Origin of the sequence: Dyella sp. SG562, from assembly GCF_011759495.1 — a bacterium.
GTDB lineage: Bacteria > Pseudomonadota > Gammaproteobacteria > Xanthomonadales > Rhodanobacteraceae > Dyella_D > Dyella_D marensis.
The window spans coordinates 95,968-116,000 of the sequence record NZ_JAAOYS010000005.1 but is presented as its reverse complement, the minus strand read 5'-3'; the positions used below and the strand labels follow the sequence as shown (position 1 = coordinate 116,000).

General features: G+C 68.0%; 16 protein-coding genes and 1 tRNA gene. 5 read left to right on the top strand and 12 right to left on the bottom strand.

The genetic code is table 11. The features are described from left to right. Positions 1–177: 177 nt before the first annotated feature. Positions 178–726, top strand: a complete 549-nt coding sequence (locus FHW84_RS11565; RefSeq protein ID WP_167255595.1) for an NAD(P)H-dependent oxidoreductase — start codon at positions 178–180, stop codon at positions 724–726. A 183-nt stretch (positions 727–909) separates the two neighbouring features. Here the strand turns inward: FHW84_RS11565 and FHW84_RS11560 are convergent, their stop codons facing one another. The 4 genes from FHW84_RS11560 to FHW84_RS11545 form a co-directional block, all read right to left on the bottom strand. Then, entirely contained in the window at positions 910–2,478 is a 1,569-nt protein-coding gene (locus tag FHW84_RS11560; RefSeq protein ID WP_167255592.1) for an asparagine synthase-related protein, read from the bottom strand. A gap of 110 nt (positions 2,479–2,588) precedes the next feature. After that, the gene (locus tag FHW84_RS11555; protein WP_167255590.1) at positions 2,589–2,762 is read right to left on the bottom strand and encodes a hypothetical protein; all 174 of its coding nucleotides are present in this window, start codon (positions 2,760–2,762) and stop codon (positions 2,589–2,591) included. A 122-nt stretch (positions 2,763–2,884) separates the two neighbouring features. After that, complete coding sequence (ppk1, locus tag FHW84_RS11550; protein ID WP_208399766.1) at positions 2,885–4,993, bottom strand: polyphosphate kinase 1; 2,109 nt, start codon at positions 4,991–4,993, stop codon at positions 2,885–2,887. 206 nt (positions 4,994–5,199) lie between these two features. Next, positions 5,200–6,093, bottom strand: a complete 894-nt coding sequence (locus FHW84_RS11545) for a LysR family transcriptional regulator (RefSeq protein ID WP_167255586.1) — start codon at positions 6,091–6,093, stop codon at positions 5,200–5,202. Positions 6,094–6,184: 91 nt separating this feature from the next. On the opposite strand from FHW84_RS11545, the gene FHW84_RS11540 reads away from it, so the two are divergent. Then, on the top strand, positions 6,185–7,129 hold the full coding sequence (locus FHW84_RS11540; RefSeq protein ID WP_167255584.1) for an NAD-dependent epimerase/dehydratase family protein: 945 nt from the start codon (positions 6,185–6,187) through the stop codon (positions 7,127–7,129). A gap of 108 nt (positions 7,130–7,237) precedes the next feature. Here the strand turns inward: FHW84_RS11540 and FHW84_RS11535 are convergent, their stop codons facing one another. Continuing rightward, positions 7,238–8,038 (bottom strand): helix-turn-helix transcriptional regulator, encoded by an 801-nt coding sequence (locus tag FHW84_RS11535; RefSeq protein ID WP_167255582.1) that lies wholly within the window; start codon positions 8,036–8,038, stop codon positions 7,238–7,240. Between the two features lie 128 nt (positions 8,039–8,166). Here FHW84_RS11535 and FHW84_RS11530 point away from each other — a divergent pair, with 128 nt between their 5' ends. After that, the gene (locus FHW84_RS11530) at positions 8,167–9,405 is read left to right on the top strand and encodes an MFS transporter (protein ID WP_167255580.1); all 1,239 of its coding nucleotides are present in this window, start codon (positions 8,167–8,169) and stop codon (positions 9,403–9,405) included. A 9-nt stretch (positions 9,406–9,414) separates the two neighbouring features. On the opposite strand, the gene FHW84_RS11525 is transcribed toward FHW84_RS11530, so the two are convergent. The 5 genes from FHW84_RS11525 to FHW84_RS11505 form a co-directional block, all read right to left on the bottom strand. Beyond that, a complete protein-coding gene (locus FHW84_RS11525; RefSeq protein WP_167255578.1) occupies positions 9,415–9,876 on the bottom strand; it encodes a hypothetical protein in 462 nt (153 codons plus the stop codon). Between the two features lie 3 nt (positions 9,877–9,879). Then, entirely contained in the window at positions 9,880–10,908 is a 1,029-nt protein-coding gene (gene murB, locus FHW84_RS11520) for a UDP-N-acetylmuramate dehydrogenase (RefSeq protein ID WP_167256011.1), read from the bottom strand. Positions 10,909–10,939: 31 nt separating this feature from the next. Then, complete coding sequence (locus tag FHW84_RS11515; protein ID WP_167255576.1) at positions 10,940–11,977, bottom strand: quinone-dependent dihydroorotate dehydrogenase; 1,038 nt, start codon at positions 11,975–11,977, stop codon at positions 10,940–10,942. A gap of 11 nt (positions 11,978–11,988) precedes the next feature. Next, the gene (locus FHW84_RS11510; protein WP_167255574.1) at positions 11,989–12,756 is read right to left on the bottom strand and encodes a class I SAM-dependent methyltransferase; all 768 of its coding nucleotides are present in this window, start codon (positions 12,754–12,756) and stop codon (positions 11,989–11,991) included. A 79-nt stretch (positions 12,757–12,835) separates the two neighbouring features. Beyond that, on the bottom strand, positions 12,836–14,371 hold the full coding sequence (locus FHW84_RS11505) for an aldehyde dehydrogenase family protein (protein WP_167255572.1): 1,536 nt from the start codon (positions 14,369–14,371) through the stop codon (positions 12,836–12,838). A 261-nt stretch (positions 14,372–14,632) separates the two neighbouring features. Between FHW84_RS11505 and FHW84_RS11500 the strand changes: the two genes are divergently transcribed. Beyond that, on the top strand, positions 14,633–15,715 hold the full coding sequence (locus FHW84_RS11500) for an acyltransferase (protein ID WP_167255570.1): 1,083 nt from the start codon (positions 14,633–14,635) through the stop codon (positions 15,713–15,715). 29 nt (positions 15,716–15,744) lie between these two features. Here the strand turns inward: FHW84_RS11500 and FHW84_RS11495 are convergent. Next, a tRNA-Arg gene (locus FHW84_RS11495) sits at positions 15,745–15,821 on the bottom strand. 244 nt (positions 15,822–16,065) lie between these two features. Here FHW84_RS11495 and FHW84_RS11490 point away from each other — a divergent pair. After that, positions 16,066–18,525 (top strand): membrane-bound PQQ-dependent dehydrogenase, glucose/quinate/shikimate family, encoded by a 2,460-nt coding sequence (locus tag FHW84_RS11490; protein WP_167255568.1) that lies wholly within the window; start codon positions 16,066–16,068, stop codon positions 18,523–18,525. Between the two features lie 85 nt (positions 18,526–18,610). Here FHW84_RS11490 and FHW84_RS11485 read toward each other — a convergent pair whose 3' ends face one another. Next, entirely contained in the window at positions 18,611–20,026 is a 1,416-nt protein-coding gene (locus tag FHW84_RS11485; protein ID WP_167255566.1) for a cytochrome B6, read from the bottom strand. Between the last annotated feature and the right edge of the window lie 7 nt (positions 20,027–20,033).

Below are 20,033 nucleotides of genomic sequence, written 5' to 3'. Positions count from 1 at the left end.
TCCTGGCCCGGCTCTGCCGTGCGGTCTGGCCTTGGATTCTGGCCGAGTCGCGGCGGCTGACCCATTCGGACGAATGGCCTAGGAAAGAAAGCATGGGGCGTGCCATCCAGGCGTCACCTTGCCTTGACCGCGGCTCCGCAAGCTTGGGCGTTCCCTTTCCCGGAAGGAGCATTCGCCATGAGCACCAAGGTCGCCGTCTTCGTGGGCAGCCTTCGCCAGGACTCGATCAACCGCAAACTCGCCCGTGCGGTGGAAAAGCTGGCGCCGAAGGATCTTTCGTTCGAGCACATCGACATCGGCGGGTTGCCGCTCTACAACCAGGATTTCGACGGCGACTATCCGGCCGCGTGCCAGCAGCTGAAGCAGGCGGTGGAAGCGGCGGATGCGCTGCTGTTCGTGACGCCCGAATACAACCGTTCGATTCCCGGCGTGCTGAAGAACGCGATCGACATCGCCTCGCGGCCGTGGGGGACGAATTCCTTCGCGGGCAAGCCCGGCGCGGTGATCGGCGCCTCGATCGGCGCGACCGGCTCGGCCTTGTCGCAGCAGCATCTGCGCAATGTGCTGGCCTATGTGGACGTGCCCTTGCTGGCGCAGCCGGAGGTGTTCATTGCGTTCAAGGACGGGTTGATCGACGGCGAGGGGAATATTTCGAGCGACGGCACGAAGAAGTTCCTGCAGGGGTTCGTGGACAAGTACGTGGCATGGATAAAGCGTTTTCGCTGAAGCGCAGTTTGCTCCCTCTCCCCTCCGGGGAGAGGGTCGGGGTGAGGGGTCGGGCGGAGCGGTGAGTGGAGGGTCTCGATAAGCTCAAGAGCTTTTCTTCTTTTCGTAGAAGCGTAATCGCGAGCACCCACCCCTAATCCGGCTGCTGCTACTTTCTCCCCGGAGGGGAGAAGGGTTCCATAGTCACCCCCACTGCCTCGCCAACCGCTCCATCCACAGAAACGACACCAGCACCGCCGTAGGCGCACGCGCCTGGCTGGCCGCTACCGCGTCGAGCAGCGCCATCACGCCACGCCGGTCGACCAGCCCAAGATCCGCCAGCGCGCATTCGCGCAACTGTTCCGTCAGCATGCCCGCCTGTGCCGCGATCAATGCTGGAAACACCTGCTCGAACGTCTCCTTCCGATAACCGGCCGGAAACGTATCCTCGCCGAGCTGCTGCTGGAGATAGCGCTGCATCAGGGCGCGCCCGTGTCGTTGCTCGAGCGGGAGCTGATGGCAGAACCGCGCCAGGCGCGGATCGCTCAATGGATTCACCGGCCACAGCCCGCGCCGTGCGATATCCGCTGCGCGGCAGGCCTGCGCGGCGAGCGCGGTGGCCGGCACCGGGCCGGCTGGCGCGCCGAAGCTGTGCAGGCCGCGCGCGGCTTCCCGCGCGCGCGGCGTGAGCAGCGTGTCGACTTGTGCGCGGTGCGTGCGCTCGCGTTGCGCTTCGAGCGTGTCGTCTTCGCTGGCCAGTTCGTGCAGGTAGTCGGGAAACAGCTCGTCGCCGCCCACGCCGGTATAGAGCCGGTCGCAACCGAGCGAAGCGGCGCGATCCCACAGTGCGGCGCAGGCCTCCAGGTAATACTCCTGATTGAAGCCCAGCCGCTGTCCCGGCGCCGGACGCAGGTCGAGGCTTGGGGGCCGCGCAGCGATCTCCACCGTTTCGTCGTGCAGCCCAAGCCGTTCCACGATAGCCCCGCGGCGCTTCAACTGCGGCGGCCGGGTCTCGCCTTCGAGCAGGATGCCGAGGCTGCTGCGCGGCGCGGCGATCGCGGCCAGGCCGCAGGCCACCGTGGCCGAGTCCATGCCGCCGCTGAGTTCGAGTGCGCTGCGTGCCGCGACGAACGGGCGCGCATCGACTGCTTCGCGCAATTGCGCGGCGAATGAAGCCAGCCATGCGTCGCGCTCGCGCGCCTGCGCCAGCGTGGTGACCTGCACCGGCGGCGGGTAGTGATAGCTGGCCTTGCCAGGTTCGACGGACAGCGAGGCGCGTTCGGTCAGCATCACGATGCCGACCGCGATCTGCCGCGCCGAGTAGATCGTGTGCAGCGCGAGGCGATGGCTCGCTATTTCGAAGTCCAGCGCGGTCGGCGCGCGGGTCAGGTCGCCGGCATCCCAGGACAGTTCCAGCCGGTCGTCCGTGGCGCGCGCATACACCGGCAACGCGCCGAACACGCCTGCGCGCAGCTTGAGGCGGCACCCGGCCTGCGCCGCTTCGACCATGGTGTAATCGAGCGGCCACAGCAGGCATTCGCGGTAGCGCTGTTCGAATTCGGCCGCGTCGACGTCCAGTTGCCGCGCCGGCGCGCCGCCTCCGGTGCGGCGCTCGCGCACGGTGGCAAACCATTGGCCGTCGGTGCGCACCAGCAGGGTTTCCAGCGCGGGATGCGCGAACGGTTCGATGCGGCTGGCGCCGAAGGCGACGGCCTGGCCGTCCCAGCGCGGATCGAATGCAAGATCGGCAAGCGCGATCGTGGCCTTGAGCATGTTCCGTCCATGAAAGGCGGGGCCAGCCATACCGGCATGAAAAAGCCGCCCCGTTGGCGAGGCGGCTTGGCGGTCACCCGTGAGGGCGCGTGGTCACGTTGCGCGGCGACTCAGCCGCCGCCGTCGTTGCGGCCGCCGAAGGTGCCGATATCGCCATCGAACCGGGTCTTCGGCGCACGCTTCTGCATGGGGGCCTGTTTCTGCATCGGCGCGTCCATCGGCACGCCGAACACGTCAGCTGCAATCACGCCTTCTTCACGCACGGTGAGTTCCTGAAGTTCCATGTGAATGCCCTTTGCGATTGAGCCGCGACAATGCGGCCGATCGAGACTAGCACCGGGATATCAGGTCAAACCAGAACTCCATCACGCTCGCCTGGCCCTTCACGAAGCCTGCACGTGGCGGCCTATTCGACGGGGTTGGCGCCCACGCCGCAGATGCGCTCCAGCAGTTGCGCCTGCGCATTGCGCACCGCCTGGCCGGACGGTGCGAGGCGGTGATAATGGCCGTCCGCCTGCAGCACCGACGCGCTGCTGTTGTCGGCGAGGTAGAGTTCCAGTTCCTTCTTCACGCGCTGCTGCAGCTTCTTGCTCTCGATCGGGAAGCCGGTTTCGACGCGGCGGTCGAGGTTGCGCTCCATCAGGTCGGCGCTGGCCAGGAACAGCTCGTCGTCGCCGTTGTTGGCGAACCAGTAGGCGCGGCTGTGTTCCAGGAAACGATCCACGATCGAGCGCACACGGATGTTGTGCGATACGCCCGGCACGCCGGGGCGCAGGCAGCACATGCCGCGCACGATCAGTTCGATCTTCACCCCGGCCATGCTGGCCTTGTACAGCGCGCGGATCACCTTCGGGTCGGTCAGCGCGTTGACCTTGGCGATGATCTGCGCGGCGCGGCCGGCCTGCGCATGCGCGGTCTCGCGCGCGATCAGGTCCAGCAGCGTTTTCTTCAGGGTGAACGGCGCATGCAGCAGCTTCTTCATGCGCAGCACCTTGCCCATGCCGGTGAGCTGGCTGAACAGCTTGTGCACGTCCTCGCACAGCGCCTGGTCGGAGGTGAGCAGGCTGTAGTCGGTGTACAGGCGCGCATTGCCGGTGTGGTAGTTGCCGGTGCCCAGGTGCGCGTAGCGCACCAGTTCGTCGCCTTCGCGGCGCTGGATCAGCATCAGCTTGGCATGCGTCTTCACGCCCACCACGCCGTAGATCACCATCGCGCCCGCCTGCTGCAGGCGCGAGGCGAGGGTGAGGTTGGACTCCTCGTCGAAGCGCGCGCGCAGTTCCACCACCACGGTCACTTCCTTGCCCGCGCGCGCGGCGTCCACCAGCGCGTCGACGATCTCGGAGTTGGCGCCGCTGCGGTACAGCGTCTGCTTGATCGCCAGCACGTTCGGGTCTTTCGCGGCCTGATGCAGAAGATCCACCACCGGCGCGAAGGATTCGAACGGGTGCAGCAGCAGCACGTCCTGCTTGCCGATCACCTGGAACAGGTCTTCCTCTTTCTTCAGCGCCTTGGGGATGGCCGGCGTGAACGGCGGATACAGCAGCTGCGGCGCATGCGACTTGTTGGCCAGGCCCATCAGGCGGGTGAGATTGACCGGGCCGTTGACCTCGTACATCTCCGCCGCGGTAAGGCCGAACTGCTTCAGCAGATAATCGGTGAGTTCCTTCGGGCAGTTGTCGGCAACTTCCAGGCGCACCGCGTCGCCGAAGCGGCGCGAGTACAGCTCGCCGCGCAGCGCGCGGGCGAGGTCTTCCACGTCTTCCGGATCGATCGTGAGGTCGGCGTTGCGGGTCAGGCGGAACTGATAGCAGCCGCGCACCGACATGCCGGGGAACAATTCCTCGGTATGCGCGTGGATGATCGAGGACAGCAGCACGAAGTTCTCGCCGCCTTCGCACACGTCGTCCGGCAGGCGGATCAGGCGCGGCAGCACGCGCGGGGCTGGCACCACGGCCAGGCCGGAGTCGCGGCCGAACGCGTCCACGCCTTCCAGCTGCACGATGAAGTTGAGGCTCTTGTTGACCAGCAGCGGGAAGGGATGCGTCGGGTCCAGGCCGATCGGCGTGACCAGCGGCGCCACCTCGTGGCGGAAATAGCGGCGCACCCACAGCTTCTGTTTGTGCGACCACTCGTTGCGGCGCACGATGCGGATGCCGTGGCGCGCCAGCTCCGGCAGCACGCTCTCGTTGAGGATGGTGTACTGCCGCTCGATCTGCTTGTGCGCGATCTCGCTGATCTCGGTGAGCGCGCGGCGCGGGGCGATGGCGTCCGGGCCGACGATCTCGTGGTCGAAGGCGATCTGGCTCTTCAGGCCGGCCACGCGGATCTCGAAGAACTCGTCCATGTTGCTGGAGAAGATCAGCAAAAACTTCAGGCGCTCCAGGATCGGCTTGCGCTCGTCCAGCGCCTGGTCCAGCACGCGGATGTTGAACTGCAGCTGGGACAGCTCGCGGTGGATGTACAGGCTGCTGTCGTTGAGATCCGGCGGCGCGCCCTGCGCGTCGCCCGCGGGCATGGCGGTGGCGGGCGCTTCTTCGACCGTGAGGCTGGGGCGGTTTTCGCTGCTGGACATCGGGTGCTTCCTGATCCCCGCGGACGGGGTGTGGGAACAGGCATCCTACCCCGTTGCCGCGGCAGGCATGCCGTAAGCCCGGCGGTCAGTCCAGGCCATTTCGCAAACCGTCATATTGCTGCGGAAATTTGACGGCGGCGTGACGGCGCTCAGCTTTGCGCGTAAGCATTCAAGGCTTCGCCGAGATAGTCGAACAGGCTGCGCACGGCGGCCTGGCGGCGCAGGTCCTCGTGCATCACCACCCAGCATTCCATCGGGATCGACAGTTCCTGCGCCAGCAGGCGCACCAGCTTCGGCGTGCGCGCGGCCAAAGGCACCTGGCAGATGCCGATGCCGTAGCCGGCACGCATTGCCGCCAGCGCGGCCAGCGGGTGGTCGGTGCGCAGCGCGAAATGCTCGCGCGTCCAGGGCAGGTGCTTGGGGCGCAGCGTGCGCAGGTACGGCGGTTCCTGGTCGAAGCCGATCAGGCTGTGTTCGCGCAGCTCGTCCAGCGTGGCCGGCGCACCGTGCCGGCGCAGATAGCGCGGATGCGCGAACAGGCCCAGCTCGATGCGCGCGAGCTGGCGCGCGATCAGCGCCTGCTGGGTGGGGCGGGCCATGCGGATGGCCAGGTCCGCGTCCTTGCGCAGCAGGTCCTGCGCGCGGTCGGTGACCACCAGCTCGATGGTCACCCCGGGGTGTTCGCGGCGGAACTCGGTCAGCATCGGCGGCAGCACTTCGGTGCCGATCGCTTCGCTGGCGGTGAGGCGCACCACGCCGCGCACGGCATCTTCGCCCGCGCCGATCGCACGCCGCAGCGCCGCCGTCGCCGAGGCCATCGCTTGCGCATGTGGCACCAGGCGCAGGGCCAGCTCGGTGGGCAGCAGGCCCTGCGGCGAGCGGGTGAACAGCGCGGCGTCCAGCGCCGCTTCCAGCTCGCGGATATGCCGGCCCAGGCTGGGCTGGGTCATGGCCAGGGCGCGCGCGGCGCCGGACAGGCTGCCTTCGCGCATCACGGCGAGGAAGGAGCGGTAGAGGTCCCAGGAGGGCTCGGGCTTGTCCATGCATATTTGTATAGCAGATGTTCGGTCTTCGTGGATTTTCTTATGGGTGCCCCCAGCCCAAGCTTGGCCCATCCCAACGGAGGACGACACGATGAAGCGCACGAAGACGGTACTGGTGGTAGGCGCCAACGGCGGCGTGGGCGGCGAGACCTGCATGGCCCTGCTCCGCCATGGCTGGCATGTGCGCGCGCTGGCGCGCCGGCCCGGCAGCTTGGAAGGCATCGAGTGGGTGCAGGGCGATGCGATGGTGGCGGCCGACGTGCTGCGCGCTGCGGCCGGCGCCGACGTGATCGTGCATGCGGTGAATCCGCCGGGCTATCGCGGCTGGGAGAAACTGGTGCTGCCGATGCTGGACCACACCATCGCCGCGGCAAAAGCAGCCGGCGCGCGCATCGTGCTGCCGGGCACCATCTACAACTACGGCCTCGACGCCTTCCCGGTGCTTACCGAGGATGCGCCCCAGCATCCGGCCAGCCGCAAGGGCGAACTGCGCGTGGCGATGGAGCAGCGGCTGGCGCAGGCGGCGAACGAAGGCGCGCCGGTGCTGATCCTGCGCTGCGGCGACTTCATCGGCCCGCGCAATACGGGCAACAGCTGGTTCTCGCAGGGGCTGGTGAAGGCCGGCAGCAAGGTGCGCGCGGTGAGCTATCCGGGGCCGCCGGAGCTGGGCCACGCCTGGGCGTATCTGCCCGACGTGGCCGAAACGCTGGCGCGCCTGCTCGATCGCGCCGACGAGCTGGAGCCGTTCGCTGCATTCCATTTCGGCGGCTATTGGCTCGACGGCCACCAGATGGTCGACGCGGTGCGCGCGGCGACCGGCGATGCGACGGTGCGCGCGGCGCGCTTTCCATGGTGGATGGTGGCAGTGGCGCAGCCGTTCGTGGAGACGCTGCGCGAACTATGGAAGATGCGCTATCTGTGGAAGCACGAGGCGCGGCTGGAGGATGCGAAGCTGCGGCGGTTTCTCGGCGAGGTGCCGGCGACGCCGGTGGTGGACGCGCTGCGTAGTGCGCTGGTGGGAGCCGGTTGCCTCTGACGCGGTCGGCGTAGGTTGGGGTGAGCGCAGCGAACCCCAACAATGCGAGGCGCCTGGCGGTGCGGTGTTGGGGTTCGCTGCGCTCACCCCAACCTGCGCCGTGCTGTTTCAGGTCGGAGCACCCTTGGCGCGCGGCCGCTGCTCTCCCGCCATATACCGGCTCGGCGGTTCCCCCAGCACCCGCCGAAACGCCGCCGTAAACGCACTCGCACTCCCATACCCCAGTTCCACCGCCACCTCGGTAATCGACTGCCCCCGCCCCAGCCGCGTCAACGCCGCCAGCAGGCACGCCTGCTGGCGCCACGCCGCATAGCTCATCCCGGTCTGCTGCCGGAACGTGCGCGTGAAATGCCGCCGGCTCATGTCCACCTTGGCCGCCACCGCGTCGATATCCAGATCCAGCGCCGGCGCGTCCAGCAGCGCGCGGCAGAGCTTGTGCAGGCGCGGCTCGGCCGGGAGCGGGGTGTTGAGGGCGAGGGTGGGCATGGCGGCGATCTCGTCCAGCAGCAGCGCCATCAGGCGGCCGTCGCGGCTGTCCAGCGCGTATTCCACGGGCAGGTCGACGGCGGCTTCGAGCAGCTCGTGCAGCAGCGGCGACACGGCGATCACCTGGCAGTGCGGCCACAGATGGCGCGCCACCTCCGGCTGCAGATAGGCGCTGCGCGTGCTCACCTCGCCGTCCATATGCACTTCGTGCATCACGCCGGCCGGAATCCACAGCGCGCGGCGCGGCGGCACGATCCAGCTGCCTTCGGGCGTGATGGTCTTGACCACGCCGGTGGCCGCGTACAGCAGCTGGGCGCGCTTGTGCGCATGGGCGGGCAGCACGAAGCGGGCGGGGTAGTCGTTGCCGGTGGCGACGATGGCGCGCGGCACGTCCTCATAGTGGTTGACGCGGGTCTGGCGCATGGAGATGGCCCGGATTCGACGGATATTGACCCGCTGGCGTGAGCGGGCCGGCAAGGCCCAATTTAAGGTGCTGGCCTGTGCGCGGCAAGCCGCCGCACCCACCGTCCCCCACAGACCCGCCCGCTCCCATGCAGACCCGCGTCGAAGATCTCCCCCTGCCGGCCGCCGCGCCCAAGACCGAGCCGAAGACCGAATTCGGCATCATTGGCGCGATCAGCTTCGCCCACCTGCTCAACGACATGATCCAGTCGTTGATCCTGGCCATCTATCCGATCCTGAAGGAAGGCTTCCACCTGAGCTTCGCCCAGGTCGGCCTGATCACGCTGACCTACCAGGTCACCGCCTCGCTGCTGCAGCCGATGGTGGGCATGATCACCGACCGCAAGCCGATGCCGTTCTCGCTGCCGGTGGGCATGGGCTTCACCCTGTGCGGCCTGCTGCTGCTGGCGAACGCGCCGAACTTCGGCCTGCTGCTGGTGGCCGCGGCGCTGGTGGGCACGGGATCGTCGGTGTTCCATCCGGAATCCTCGCGCGTGGCGCGCATGGCCTCGGGCGGGCGCCACGGCCTGGCGCAGTCGCTGTTCCAGGTCGGCGGCAATACCGGCGCCTCGCTGGGGCCGCTGCTGGCGGCGTGGATCATCGTGCCGCACGGCCGCGGCAGCGTGGCCTGGTTCGCGCTGGCGGCGCTGCTGGCGATCGTGGTGCTGCTGCAGGTGAGCGCGTGGTACCGCGACCACCACGCGGTGCGCGGCAAGGCCAAGGCGCGCCACGCAACGGTGACATTGACGCGCGGCCGCGTGGCCGGCGCGGTGGCGATCCTGGGGCTGCTGATCTTCTCCAAGTACTTCTACATCGCCAGCATCACCAGCTATTACACCTTTTATCTGATCCACAAGTTCGGCGTGTCGGTGCCCAACGCGCAGACGCATCTGTTCGTGTTCCTGTTCGCGGTGGCGGCCGGTTCGCTGATCGGCGGACCGGTGGGCGACCGCATCGGGCGCAAGTGGGTGATCTGGGCCTCGATCCTGGGCGTGGCGCCGTTCACCCTGCTGTTGCCGCACGCCAGCCTGTTCTGGACCGGCGTGCTCACGGTGGTGATCGGTCTGATCCTGTCCTCGGCGTTCTCGGCCATCCTGGTCTATGCGCAGGAGCTGATTCCCGGCCGCGTGGGCATGATCTCCGGCCTGTTCTTCGGCTTCGCCTTCGGCATGGGCGGCATCGGCGCCGCGGTGCTGGGCAAGGTGGCGGACGCGCAGGGCATCGACTTCGTCTACGGCCTGTGCGCCTACCTGCCGCTGCTGGGCGTGATCACCGTGCTGCTGCCGAACCTCGATGGCCCCAGGCGCAAGGCCGCCGGCGCAGCCTGAGCCGGCGGCTTACCAGCGCATGCCGTGCATGGCGGTGAGCGACATGCCGATCACGATCAGCGCGGTGAGGAACAGCGCGAACGGAATCAGCAGCAACAGCGCATACACATGCGTGCGCGCCTGCTCGCCGCGCCCCTGCCAGGCGCGCAGCACGGCCAGCGCGATGCAGGGCAGGGTCGCCACGGCCGGCAGGAACGGCGCGAAGCCGGCGGTACGCGGATCGAGCACCAGCACCAGCGCCGACAACAGCGTGGCGAACGCGAGCAGGTGCAGCAGGATGGCGCGGATGCGCGGATGGCCGATCCGCGTCATCCACCAGCCGAGGTACAGCGGATACGTCAGGCCGCCGACATAGAGCCAGGGCGATTCGCCGTGGATGTGCTTGGACACCTGGTCGTAGAGCAGCGGCGGAATCAGCAGGACCGCGAATATCAGCAACAGATGCAGCGCGATCTTCCCTGCCAGCCTCATGGTTTATCCCTTGCCGACGACCACCGGTTCGGGCTCTAACGTCACACCGAACCTGGCGTGCACACCGGCGATCACCTTCTGCGCGAACGCCCACAGCTGGGCGCCGCTGGCCTGGCCGTGGTTGACCAGCACCAGCGCATGGCGGTTGGAGATGCCGGCGTCGCCGTCGCGCTGGCCCTTGAAGCCGGCCGCTTCGATCAGCCAGGCGGCGGAGAGCTTCCAGCGCCCGTCCGCGCCCGGCCAGGCGGCCAGTTCCGGATGGTGGCGCTTCAGTGCTTCGCCCACGGCCGCAGCGACGACGGGATTCTTGAAGAAGCTGCCGGCGTTGCCGATCACCGCCGGGTCCGGCAGCTTGCGCGTGCGCAGGTGCACCACCGCCTCGGCGACGTGGAACGGCGCGGGCTTGTCCACGCCCATGCGCGCCAGCTCCTCGCGGATGCCGGCGTAGTCCAGGCGCAGCGCGTGCGCGCGGGGCAGGGCGAAGCGCACCGCGGTGACGATGTAGCGGCCGGGTTCGCGCTTGAACAGCGAGTCGCGGTAAGCGAAGGCGCAGTCGTCGCGGCTCAGCACCGCCACGCGGCGCTCGCGCGTATCCCAGGCTTCCACGCTTTCGATGAACTCGGCCACTTCGGTGCCGTAGGCGCCGATGTTCTGGATCGGCGCGGCGCCGACCGTGCCGGGAATCAGGATCAGGTTCTCAAGGCCCGCGAAGCCCTGGCCCAGGGTCCAGCGCACGAAGTCGTCCCAGCGCTCGCCCGCGGCCACCGCGATGCGGGTGAGCTCGCCTGCCTGCTCCACCTGCACGCCGCGGTTGGCCATGGCCACCACGGTGCCCTCGACGTCGCCGGCCAGCAGCAGGTTGCTGCCTTCGCCGAGCACCAGCAGCGGGCCGCTGCGCACGGCGGGGAAGTCCAGCAGCTCCGGCAGCCTGGCCGCTTCGGTCACCTCGGCCAGCAGGCGCGCGCGCGCATTGACGCGCAGCGTGTTGCGCTGGCCCAGCGGGGCGTTTTCGATCAGCGCGTAGCCGCCCATGTCGGTGCGTTCCGGCGGCAGCGCGTAGCGGTCAGCCGGCATCGTCGTGCTCGCCCTGGCGGCGGATTTCGTCCACGCATTCGCCGATCAGTTCCGGGCCGCGATACACCATGCCGGAATACAGCTGCACCAGCGCCGCGCCCGCCGCGATCTTGCCGGCCGCATCGGCGCCGTCGAGGATGCCGCCCACGCCCACGATGGGCACGCGCTCGCCCAGGCGGCGGCGCATGCCGCGCAGCACTTCGGTGGAGCGCGCATACAGCGGGCGCCCGGACAGGCCGCCGGTTTCGTTGCCGTGCGGCGAGCTGGCCACGTGGCCGCGCTCGATGGTGGTGTTGGTGCAGATCAGGCCGTCGATGCCGGTGGCGAGCAGCACCTCGGCGATGCCGTCCAGCTCCGCCTCGGCCAGGTCCGGCGCGATCTTCAGCAGCATCGGCTTGCGCTGGCCGGACTGCGCGCCCAGGCGCTCCTGCGCCTCGCGCAGCGTTTCGATAAAGCGGCGCAGCGTGGCTTCTTCCTGCAGGTCGCGCAGGCCCTGCGTGTTCGGCGAGGAGATGTTCACCGTCACGTAGCTGGCGTGCGCATACACGCGCTCCAGGCAGAAGAGGTAGTCGTCGACCGCCTTGTCGTTCGGCGTGTCCTTGTTCTTGCCGATATTGATGCCCAGCACGCCGCGGTAGCTGGAGCGCTGCACGTTGCGCACCAGCGCATCCACGCCGGCATTGTTGAAGCCCAGCCGGTTGATCACCGCCTCGTGCCGCGGCAGGCGGAACATGCGCGGCTTGTCGTTGCCCGGCTGCGGGCGCGGCGTGGTGGTGCCCACTTCGACGAAACCGAAGCCGAGCGCGCCGAGCGCATCGAGATGGTCGGCGTTCTTGTCCAGGCCGGCGGCGAGGCCGACCGGGTTGGGGAAGTCGATGCCGAACACATTGACCGGCAAGGCCTGCGGCGGCCGGGCCAGCACGTGCAGGAAGTTGCTGCGGTGGGCCACGTCCAGTCCGTACAGCGTGACGCGGTGCGCCGTTTCCGCGTCGAGCGCGAACAGCAGGGGGCGAAGATAGGAATACATGCGTGCGGTGCTTAGCCTGGGTGGCCCACGTAGACGCGGGTGTCGTAATCGAAACTGATCTGGCCGTCGCGCGCGGTGGCGTCGAACAGCTCGCGCAGCGCCTGCATCATCGGCGCGTGCTGCGGATGGTCTTCCTTCGGCGCATACGAGGAGGACATCAAGCGCCCGCGCAGGCTGTCGAAATCCAGCTGCTGGCGATGCTCGAAACTGCCGCTGCCGCGGTAGCCGTCGCCGAACCAGGCGCGCATGCGCGGCTCGTCGGCGTAGCGTTCGGCCACGCTGGTGTAGTCGGTGCCGTAGCGCTGCAGCAGCGCCTCGTAGCCTTCCAGGAACGGCGTGCCGGTCAGGCGGCGGCTGTTCCAGTAGATCGCCGCCAGCCCGTGCGGGCGCAGGATGCGCGCGAACTCGTGGCGGGTGGCGTCTTGGTCGAACCAGTGGAAGGCCTGCGCCACCGACACCAGGTCCACGCTGTGCGCGGCCAGGCCGGTCTTGTCGGCGCGGCCGTCCAGGGCGCGGAAGTGCTGGTCCAGGCCCAGCCATTTCTCCGCCGCCGCGCGCATGGCGGCATTGGGTTCCACCGCGATCACGCGGTAGTCGGCATCGAGAAACAGCTTGCTGGAGATGCCGGTGCCGGCGCCGACGTCGGCGACCAGCCACTGCGGCGTCACGCCGTGCTCGCGCTGCAGCCAGTCCAGCATCGCCCTGGGGTAATCCGGGCGGTAGCGGACATAGTCCTCGACGCGGTTGCTGAATCGTTCCGTGGCTTGCAGATCGGTCATGGCGCTAGTCCTTGGGACCTCAGGGAGCCACCGTTACCTATGGAAAAAGCGCCCGGCGCGTGGCCGGGCGCCGTCGCACTTACAGGTCGAACTTGATGCCCTGGGCCAGCGGCAGCGAATCCGAATAGTTGCTGGTGTTGGTCTGGCGGCGCATGTACACCTTCCACGCGTCCGAACCGGATTCGCGGCCGCCGCCGGTCTCCTTCTCGCCGCCGAAGGCGCCGCCGATTTCCGCACCGGAGGTGCCGATATTGACGTTGGCGATGCCGCAGTCCGAGCCGGCCGCGGACAGATACTGCTCCGCCGCCTTCAGGTCGCGCGTGAAGATCGCCGAGGACAGGCCCTGCGGCACGTCGTTCTGCAGCTCGATCGCTTCGTCCAGGCTCTTGAACGGCATGATGTAGAGGATCGGCGCGAAGGTTTCCGTCTGCACCACCTCGTCGCTGTTCTTGACGCCGGCGACGATGGTCGGCAGCACGAAGTTGCCCTTGCGGTCGGTGAGCGCGGCGCCGCCGGTCAGCACCTTGCCGCCGCTGGCCTTGGCCTTCTCCACCGCGCCGAGATACGCCTGCACGGCGTCCTGGCTGTTGAGCGGGCCCATCAGGGTGGTGGCCAGGGTGGGGTCGCCGATCTTGCCTTCCACCTGCTTGTAGGCGGCGACCAGCTTGTCGGTCACTTCGCCGACGATGGACTCGTGCACGAACAGGCGGCGCGTGGTGGTGCAGCGCTGGCCGGCGGTGCCGACCGCGCCGAACACGATGGCCGGAATGGCCAGCTTAAGGTCGGCGCTCGCGTCCAGGATGATGGCGTTGTTGCCGCCCAGCTCCAGCAGCGAGCGGCCCATGCGGCGCGCCACGCGCTCGCCGACCATGCGGCCGACCTTGGTGGAGCCGGTGAAGCTGATCAGCGGGATGCGCTTGTCGTCGACGAAGCCCTGCGAGAGGTCGGTGCCGGCGTCGTTGAACAGGAAGAAGATGTCCGGGAAGCCGCCGGCCTGCAGCGCCTCGTTGCAGATCTTCATGGTGGCGATGGCCGACAGCGGGGTCTTCGGCGATGGCTTCCAGATGCAGATGTCGCCGCAGATCGCCGCGAGGAAGGCATTCCACGCCCACACCGCCACCGGGAAGTTGAACGCGCTGATGATGCCGACCAGGCCCAGCGGGTGGTACTGCTCGTACATGCGGTGGCCGGGGCGCTCCGAATGCATGGTGTAGCCGTAGAGCATGCGGCTCTGGCCCACCGCGAAGTCGGCGATGTCGATCATCTCCTGCACTTCGCCGTCGCCTTCGGGCTTGATCTTGCCCATCTCCAGCGCGACCAGCGAGCCGAGGGCGTCCTTGTGCTTGCGCAGCGCTTCGCCGCACAGGCGCACGGCTTCGCCGCGGCGCGGGGCCGGGGTGGTGCGCCAGGTCTTGAAGGCTTCCTGGGCGCGCTTGACGATGGTTTCGTAGTCGGCGGCGCTGGAGGCGTGCACGGTGCCGATCACCTCGCCGGTGGCCGGATTCACCGGCTGCAGCGCGCCGGCATCCGCCGTGCGGGACCATTCGCCCTGGCCGAGATAGGTGCCGGAATGCTCCGCGCCGATGCCGAGCGCCTTGAGGATTTCGTGGGACATGCTTGCTCCTGGACCGTGGCGCCTGGGGGCGCGGAGGTGGTTTGGGATGGGTGATTAGGGATGGGTGGAAAAGGGCAATTCTAGCAGGCCGGCACGGGTAGGCCCGAGGCACGGCCGGCGGCGGCGGATGGTGCGCCGCGCCATCGGGCCGGCAAGGCCTCACCCGGGTGGATTTGCGTGACAGGGATACGACATGGTTCTGGCGTATCCTCCGCGCGGAAAAAAACGGCCGCGGCCCTGCCGCCGTTGCGAGGAGTCCTCTTGAAGACGTTCGAAGCGATATGCGCGGAACGCGCAGACCAGCAGTCCAACAACTTCCTGCTGCTGCGCCTGCTGGCGGCGATGCTGGTGGTCTACGGCCATTCGTTCCGCCTGGCCGCGGAATGCGCTTCCTGCGTGGACCTGGCTTCGCTGGTGTCGCGCGACCCGGAAATCCTCAGCCACCGGATCGGGCTTTTCATCTTCTTCGTGATCAGCGGTTTCCTGGTGACCAAGAGCTGCGTGGAAAGCCGTTCCGCCGCCAGCTATTTCGCCAAGCGCGCGTTGCGCATTTTTCCGGGCCTGATCGTCTGCACGCTGGTGATGACCTTCGTGCTGGGCACGGTGTTCACGTCGCTGAGCCTGCCGGAGTATTTCTCCTCGCCCACCACCTGGCGCTATCTGCTCACCAACGCCACCACGTATCGCATCGCGGGCGATCTTCCCGGCGTGACCTTGCGCGACGGCGCCTTCGCCGGCGTGATCAACGGCAGCCTGTGGACCATCCCGGTGGAGGTGCGGCTGTACATCCTGGTGGGCCTGGCCGCGCTGGCGGCGTACAAGTCGCGCGCGGCGTTGAATGCGCTGGCCGTGCTGCTGATCGCATCCGCGTTCTTCGACTTTCTGCCGATGATTGCGCATGGGGTCTGGGAATATAAGCTCGCGGCGATGTTCTGCTTCGGCGGCCTGGTGTACGTCAACCGCCGCTTCATTCCCTACAGCCCGGCGCTGGCGGTGGCGCTGCTGGCGATGGCCTTTCTTTCCGCCGATACCCGCGCGTTCTATCCGCTGTGCTATCTGACCCTGGCCTACGGCACGCTGGTGATCGGCTACGGACGCAAGCTGGCGCTGCCGCGCTGGATCGACGACTACAGCTACGGCGTCTATCTCTACGCGTTTCCCATCCAGCAGGTGATCGCGCATTACCTGCCGTCGGCCGGTCCGTACAAGATGTTCGTGCTGGCCGCGCCGCTGGCGCTGCTGGCCGGCATGCTGTCCTGGCGGCTGGTGGAGGCGCCGGCGATGGCGCTCAAGCAGCGCATCGCGCGCAGGCCGCTGGAGCCGGTGGCGGGCGAGGCCGCTTAGTGACAAGCCGGCCCGCCGCCAGCGAAGAGTGGTGCCCCCGATACGATTCGAACGTACGACCTTCCCCTTAGGAGGGGGACGCTCTATCCAACTGAGCTACGGGGGCAACGGGCGGCAAGTATAGAGGAAGCGGACCCGGCGCGAGAAAGCGGCGGGGTGGCGTGCTTTTTCCCAGCGCGTACGCGGTCGGCCCGCGCGGCTCGGTGTGCGTTCATCGGCATGCGCCATAGTCGGGCGCTGCGGCAAGCACGCGCTTGGCGTCACGAAACCCCAACGGCGGCTTGCCGACCATGTGGCGCGGGCCCATCTGGCGATGCCCCGCCGTTCGATACGCGACAAGGGAAGAGCGAATGGAGACGAAGTCCCGACCGGCCGCCGCGCTGTGGATCACCGCGGCAGTGTTCGTACTCCTGGGCCTGGCCCTGCTGGCCGGTGGCGCGTGGCTGCTCGTGCTCGGCGGTTCGCCGTACTACGTGCTGGCCGGCGCGGTGCTGATCGCCACCGGCTGGCTGGCGTGGCGAGGGAGCGGCCTGGCGCTGGGCCTGCACGCGCTGCTGCTGCTTGCCACCTTGCTGTGGGCGATCTACGAGGTGCGCTTCGACTGGTGGCAGCTGGTGCCGCGGCTGGCGGTGTGGTTCGTGCTGGGCGCGTGGTTGCTGTTGCCGTGGGTGTCGCGGCGCCTGGAGCCGGATCCGGAAGCGGCCTTGCGCTGGGCGACGGGCACCTTGCCGCTGTGGGTGGCGATGGCCGCAAGCGTGGCGGTGGGCGCGGTGGCGTACTTCACCGACTACCACACGCTCGCCGGCGCCATGGCCGACGAGAGCGTGGGCGCGCCTCCGTCCGCCGATGCCACCGGCACGCCGCCGAACGACTGGACCGCCTACGGCCGCTCCGGCTACGGCGAGCGTTACGCGCCGGCGGCGCAGATCACGCCGGAAAACGTCTCGAAACTGCAGGTGGCGTGGACCTTCCACACCGGCGACCTCAAGGGCCCCGGCGACCCCACCGAGATCGCCAATGAAGTGACCCCGCTGAAAGCCAACGGCATGCTGTACCTGTGCACGCCGCACAACATCGTGATTGCGCTCGATCCCGACACCGGCAAGGAACGCTGGCGCTACGACCCGAAGATCAACCGCGATGCCAAGGGCTATCAGCACATGATCTGCCGCGGCGTGGCGTATCACGATTCCGGCGCCTATGCCGCACAGGCTGCGGCCGAAGGCGTGGCGCCGGTGGCGCCGCCGCCGACGCCTAAGGGTGCGGTGGTGGCCGAGGCGATCCATTTCGACAGCTGCCCGCGCCGCATCTTCGCGCCTACCGCCGATGCCACCGTGATCGCGCTCAATGCCGACAACGGCCAGCCCTGCACCGACTTCGGCGACCACGGCGCGATCGGCTTGAACCAGGGCATGGCGATGACGCGGCGCGGTTTTCTCAATCCCACCTCGCCGCCCACGGTCACGCGCAATGTGCTGATCGTGTCGGCCAGCGTCACCGACAACGAATCGACCGACGAACCCTCCGGCGTGATCCGCGGCTACGACGTCACCAGCGGCAAGCTGCTGTGGAACTGGGATGCGGCCGATCCCGCCAGCACCGAGCCGCTGCCGGCCGGCGCGCACTACAAGCACAATTCGCCGAACTCGTGGAGCGTGTCCAGCGTCGACGAGAAGCTCGGCCTGGTCTATATCCCGATGGGCAACCAGACGCCGGACATGTGGGGCGGCGACCGCTATCCGCAAGGCGAGCGTTTCAGCAGCGCGATCGTGGCGCTGGAGATCGCCACCGGCAAGCTGCGCTGGGTCTACCAGACCGTGCATCACGATCTGTGGGACATGGATATCGGCGGCCAGCCCAGCCTGGTCGACCTGGACACGCCGCAGGGCAAGCGGCCGGCGCTGGTGGCGTCGACCAAGCGCGGCGATATCTACGTGCTGGACCGGCGCGACGGCAAGCCCATCGTGCCGGCGCCGGAGCAGCCGGTGCCGCAGGGCGCGGCCACCAGCGACCGCACTTCGCCCACGCAACCGTTCTCCGAACTGAGCTTCACGCCGGAGCGTCCGCTGCGCGAAGCGGATATGTGGGGTACCAATCCCTATGACCAGCTGGTGTGCCGCATCAAGTTCAAGCGGCTGCGCTACGACGGCATCTTTACGCCGCCCTCGGAACAGGGCTCGCTGGTGTATCCGGGCAACTACGGCGTGTTCGACTGGGGCGGCGTGGCGGTGGATCCCGCGCGGCAGCTGCTGGTGGGCAATCCCAACTACATGGCCTTCGTGTCGCGGCTGATCACGCGCGAGAAGGAAGAGGCCAAGAGCGCCAAGGGTTCCACCGGCGTCGAGCACGGCCTGCAGCCGATGCAGGGCACGCCGTTCGCGGTCGACCTGCAGCCGCTGCTGTCGCCGCTGGGCATTCCCTGCCAGGCGCCGCCGTGGGGCTATGTGGCGGCGGTGGACCTGCGCACCATGCGCAAAGTGTGGATGCATCGCAATGGCACGGTGGTGGACAACGCGCCCCTGCCGATTCCGTTGCCGCTGGGCGTGCCGAGCCTCGGCGGCATGATCACCACCGGCGGCGGCGTGGCCTTCATGGGCGCTGCGCTGGACGACTATGTGCGTGCCTACGACGTTCGCGACGGCCGCCAGCTGTGGCAGGCGCGGCTGCCGGCAGGCGGGCAGGCGACGCCGATGAGCTATGTCTCCGACCAGACCGGGCGGCAATACGTGGTGATCATGGCCGGCGGCCATGGTTCGCTGGGAACGAAGATGGGCGACGCCCTGGTCGCCTATGCGCTGCCCAAGCCGTAGGTTGGGGTGACAACCCCAACATCGCTGCGCATCGTGGATGCGACGACGTTGGGGTTATCACCCCAACCTACGCCGGCGTTGATGCCTACAGCACCCGCATGAACGCCACCAGGTCCTGCTTCTCCTGCTCGTTCAACTTCGTGCCCAGCACCAGGTTGAAATACTCCACCGTGTCGTCCAGCGTCAGCAGCCGGCCATCGTGCAGATACGGCGGCGTGTCCTTGATGCCGCGCAGCGCGAAGGTTTTGATCGGGCCGTCCGCGCCGGCCATCATGCCGTTGATCATGCGCGGCTTGTAGAAGCGCTCCGCCTGCAGGTTATGCATATTGCCGTCGGTGTAGTAGGGCGGCGTATGGCAGCCGCTGCACTGGCCCTTGCCGAAGAACACCGCCTGCCCGCGCAACTCCTGCTCGCTCGCTTTCGCGGGATCGAGCTTGCCGTCCCAGGCCAGCTTGGGGGCGGGCGGGAAATCCAGGATCTCCTGGAACTCCGCCATGAAATGCACCTGGCTGCCGCGCTCCAGAATGTTCACGCCCTTCTTGGTGGCGATCACCGGATCGCCGTCGAAGTAGGCCGCGCGCTGTTCGAACTCGGTGAAATCCTCCACCGTCTTCAAGGCGCGCTGTGAGCCGAACAGCCGCTGGATGTTCACGCCGCGCAGCGACGGTGTCTCGATGCGGTGGCGGAATTCCTGCGGGCGGATGTCACCCACCAGGTGGGTGGCGCCATTGGTGCTGCCGTTGGCATGGCAATCGAAACAGGCCACGCCCAGGCTGGGCCGCGCGGAACGGCGGTCGCCGGTGGCGTTGAACTGCTGCTGCGGAAACGGCGTGACCAGCAGGCGCAGGCCTTCCAGCTGCTTCGGATTGAGAAGGCCGTTGAACAGCTCGTAGTAATTGTCCAGCGTGACCAGCTTGCCCTTGGAGACATCGCCCAGGTCCGGGCGCGTGGTGAGGAAGATCGCTTGCGGGAACTCCGGCAGGATGTGGTCCGGCAGGTCGAAGTCCAGGTCGAAGCGGGTCAGGTCGCGGTTGTCCTGCTGCTTGATCCGCTCGATCTCGAAATGCGGAAACACCATGCCGCCTTCGGGATGGTTGGGATGCGGCAGGGGCAGGAAGCCGGACGGAAACAGGTCCTTGCTCTTGATCTCGTCCGGCGACAGGTCGGCCAGCTGCTGCCAGCTGGTGCCGGAGCGGAGTTTCACGCGTACGCCTTCCTGCACCGGCTTGCCGCGCGACATGGTCACGCCTTTGGCCGGCTTGTCGGCAAGGTCGTAGCGTTCCTGCAGCAGGTTCTTCTGGCGCTGCATGACGCCGGCCTTGGCCTGCGACATGCGTTGCATGGTGGTGGCGAAATCCGGTTCGATCACCGGCGCGTAGCTGCTCGGCGGCGGCTTGCGGGAAGAGTCGGCTTGCTGGCTCTGCACCGATCCGGCCACGGCGAAGGTCACGGCGATCGCCAGCGCGAGTCGCCGTCCGTGCTTTACGGTTGCGCGTTTCATGGGGCCT

Bases quoted from the DNA above. Each gene is read 5' to 3' on its own strand.
- FHW84_RS11565 (WP_167255595.1), top strand. From the start codon at position 178: ATGAGCACCAAGGTCGCCGTCTTCGTGGGCAGCCTTCGCCAGGACTCG.
- FHW84_RS11560 (WP_167255592.1), bottom strand. From the start codon at position 2,478: ATGCTCAAGGCCACGATCGCGCTTGCCGATCTTGCATTCGATCCGCGC.
- FHW84_RS11555 (WP_167255590.1), bottom strand. From the start codon at position 2,762: ATGGAACTTCAGGAACTCACCGTGCGTGAAGAAGGCGTGATTGCAGCT.
- ppk1 (WP_208399766.1), bottom strand. From the start codon at position 4,993: ATGCCCGCGGGCGACGCGCAGGGCGCGCCGCCGGATCTCAACGACAGC.
- FHW84_RS11545 (WP_167255586.1), bottom strand. From the start codon at position 6,093: ATGGACAAGCCCGAGCCCTCCTGGGACCTCTACCGCTCCTTCCTCGCC.
- FHW84_RS11540 (WP_167255584.1), top strand. From the start codon at position 6,185: ATGAAGCGCACGAAGACGGTACTGGTGGTAGGCGCCAACGGCGGCGTG.
- FHW84_RS11535 (WP_167255582.1), bottom strand. From the start codon at position 8,038: ATGCGCCAGACCCGCGTCAACCACTATGAGGACGTGCCGCGCGCCATC.
- FHW84_RS11530 (WP_167255580.1), top strand. From the start codon at position 8,167: ATGCAGACCCGCGTCGAAGATCTCCCCCTGCCGGCCGCCGCGCCCAAG.
- FHW84_RS11525 (WP_167255578.1), bottom strand. From the start codon at position 9,876: ATGAGGCTGGCAGGGAAGATCGCGCTGCATCTGTTGCTGATATTCGCG.
- murB (WP_167256011.1), bottom strand. From the start codon at position 10,908: ATGGGCGGCTACGCGCTGATCGAAAACGCCCCGCTGGGCCAGCGCAAC.
- FHW84_RS11515 (WP_167255576.1), bottom strand. From the start codon at position 11,977: ATGTATTCCTATCTTCGCCCCCTGCTGTTCGCGCTCGACGCGGAAACG.
- FHW84_RS11510 (WP_167255574.1), bottom strand. From the start codon at position 12,756: ATGACCGATCTGCAAGCCACGGAACGATTCAGCAACCGCGTCGAGGAC.
- FHW84_RS11505 (WP_167255572.1), bottom strand. From the start codon at position 14,371: ATGTCCCACGAAATCCTCAAGGCGCTCGGCATCGGCGCGGAGCATTCC.
- FHW84_RS11490 (WP_167255568.1), top strand. From the start codon at position 16,066: ATGGAGACGAAGTCCCGACCGGCCGCCGCGCTGTGGATCACCGCGGCA.
- FHW84_RS11485 (WP_167255566.1), bottom strand. From the start codon at position 20,026: ATGAAACGCGCAACCGTAAAGCACGGACGGCGACTCGCGCTGGCGATC.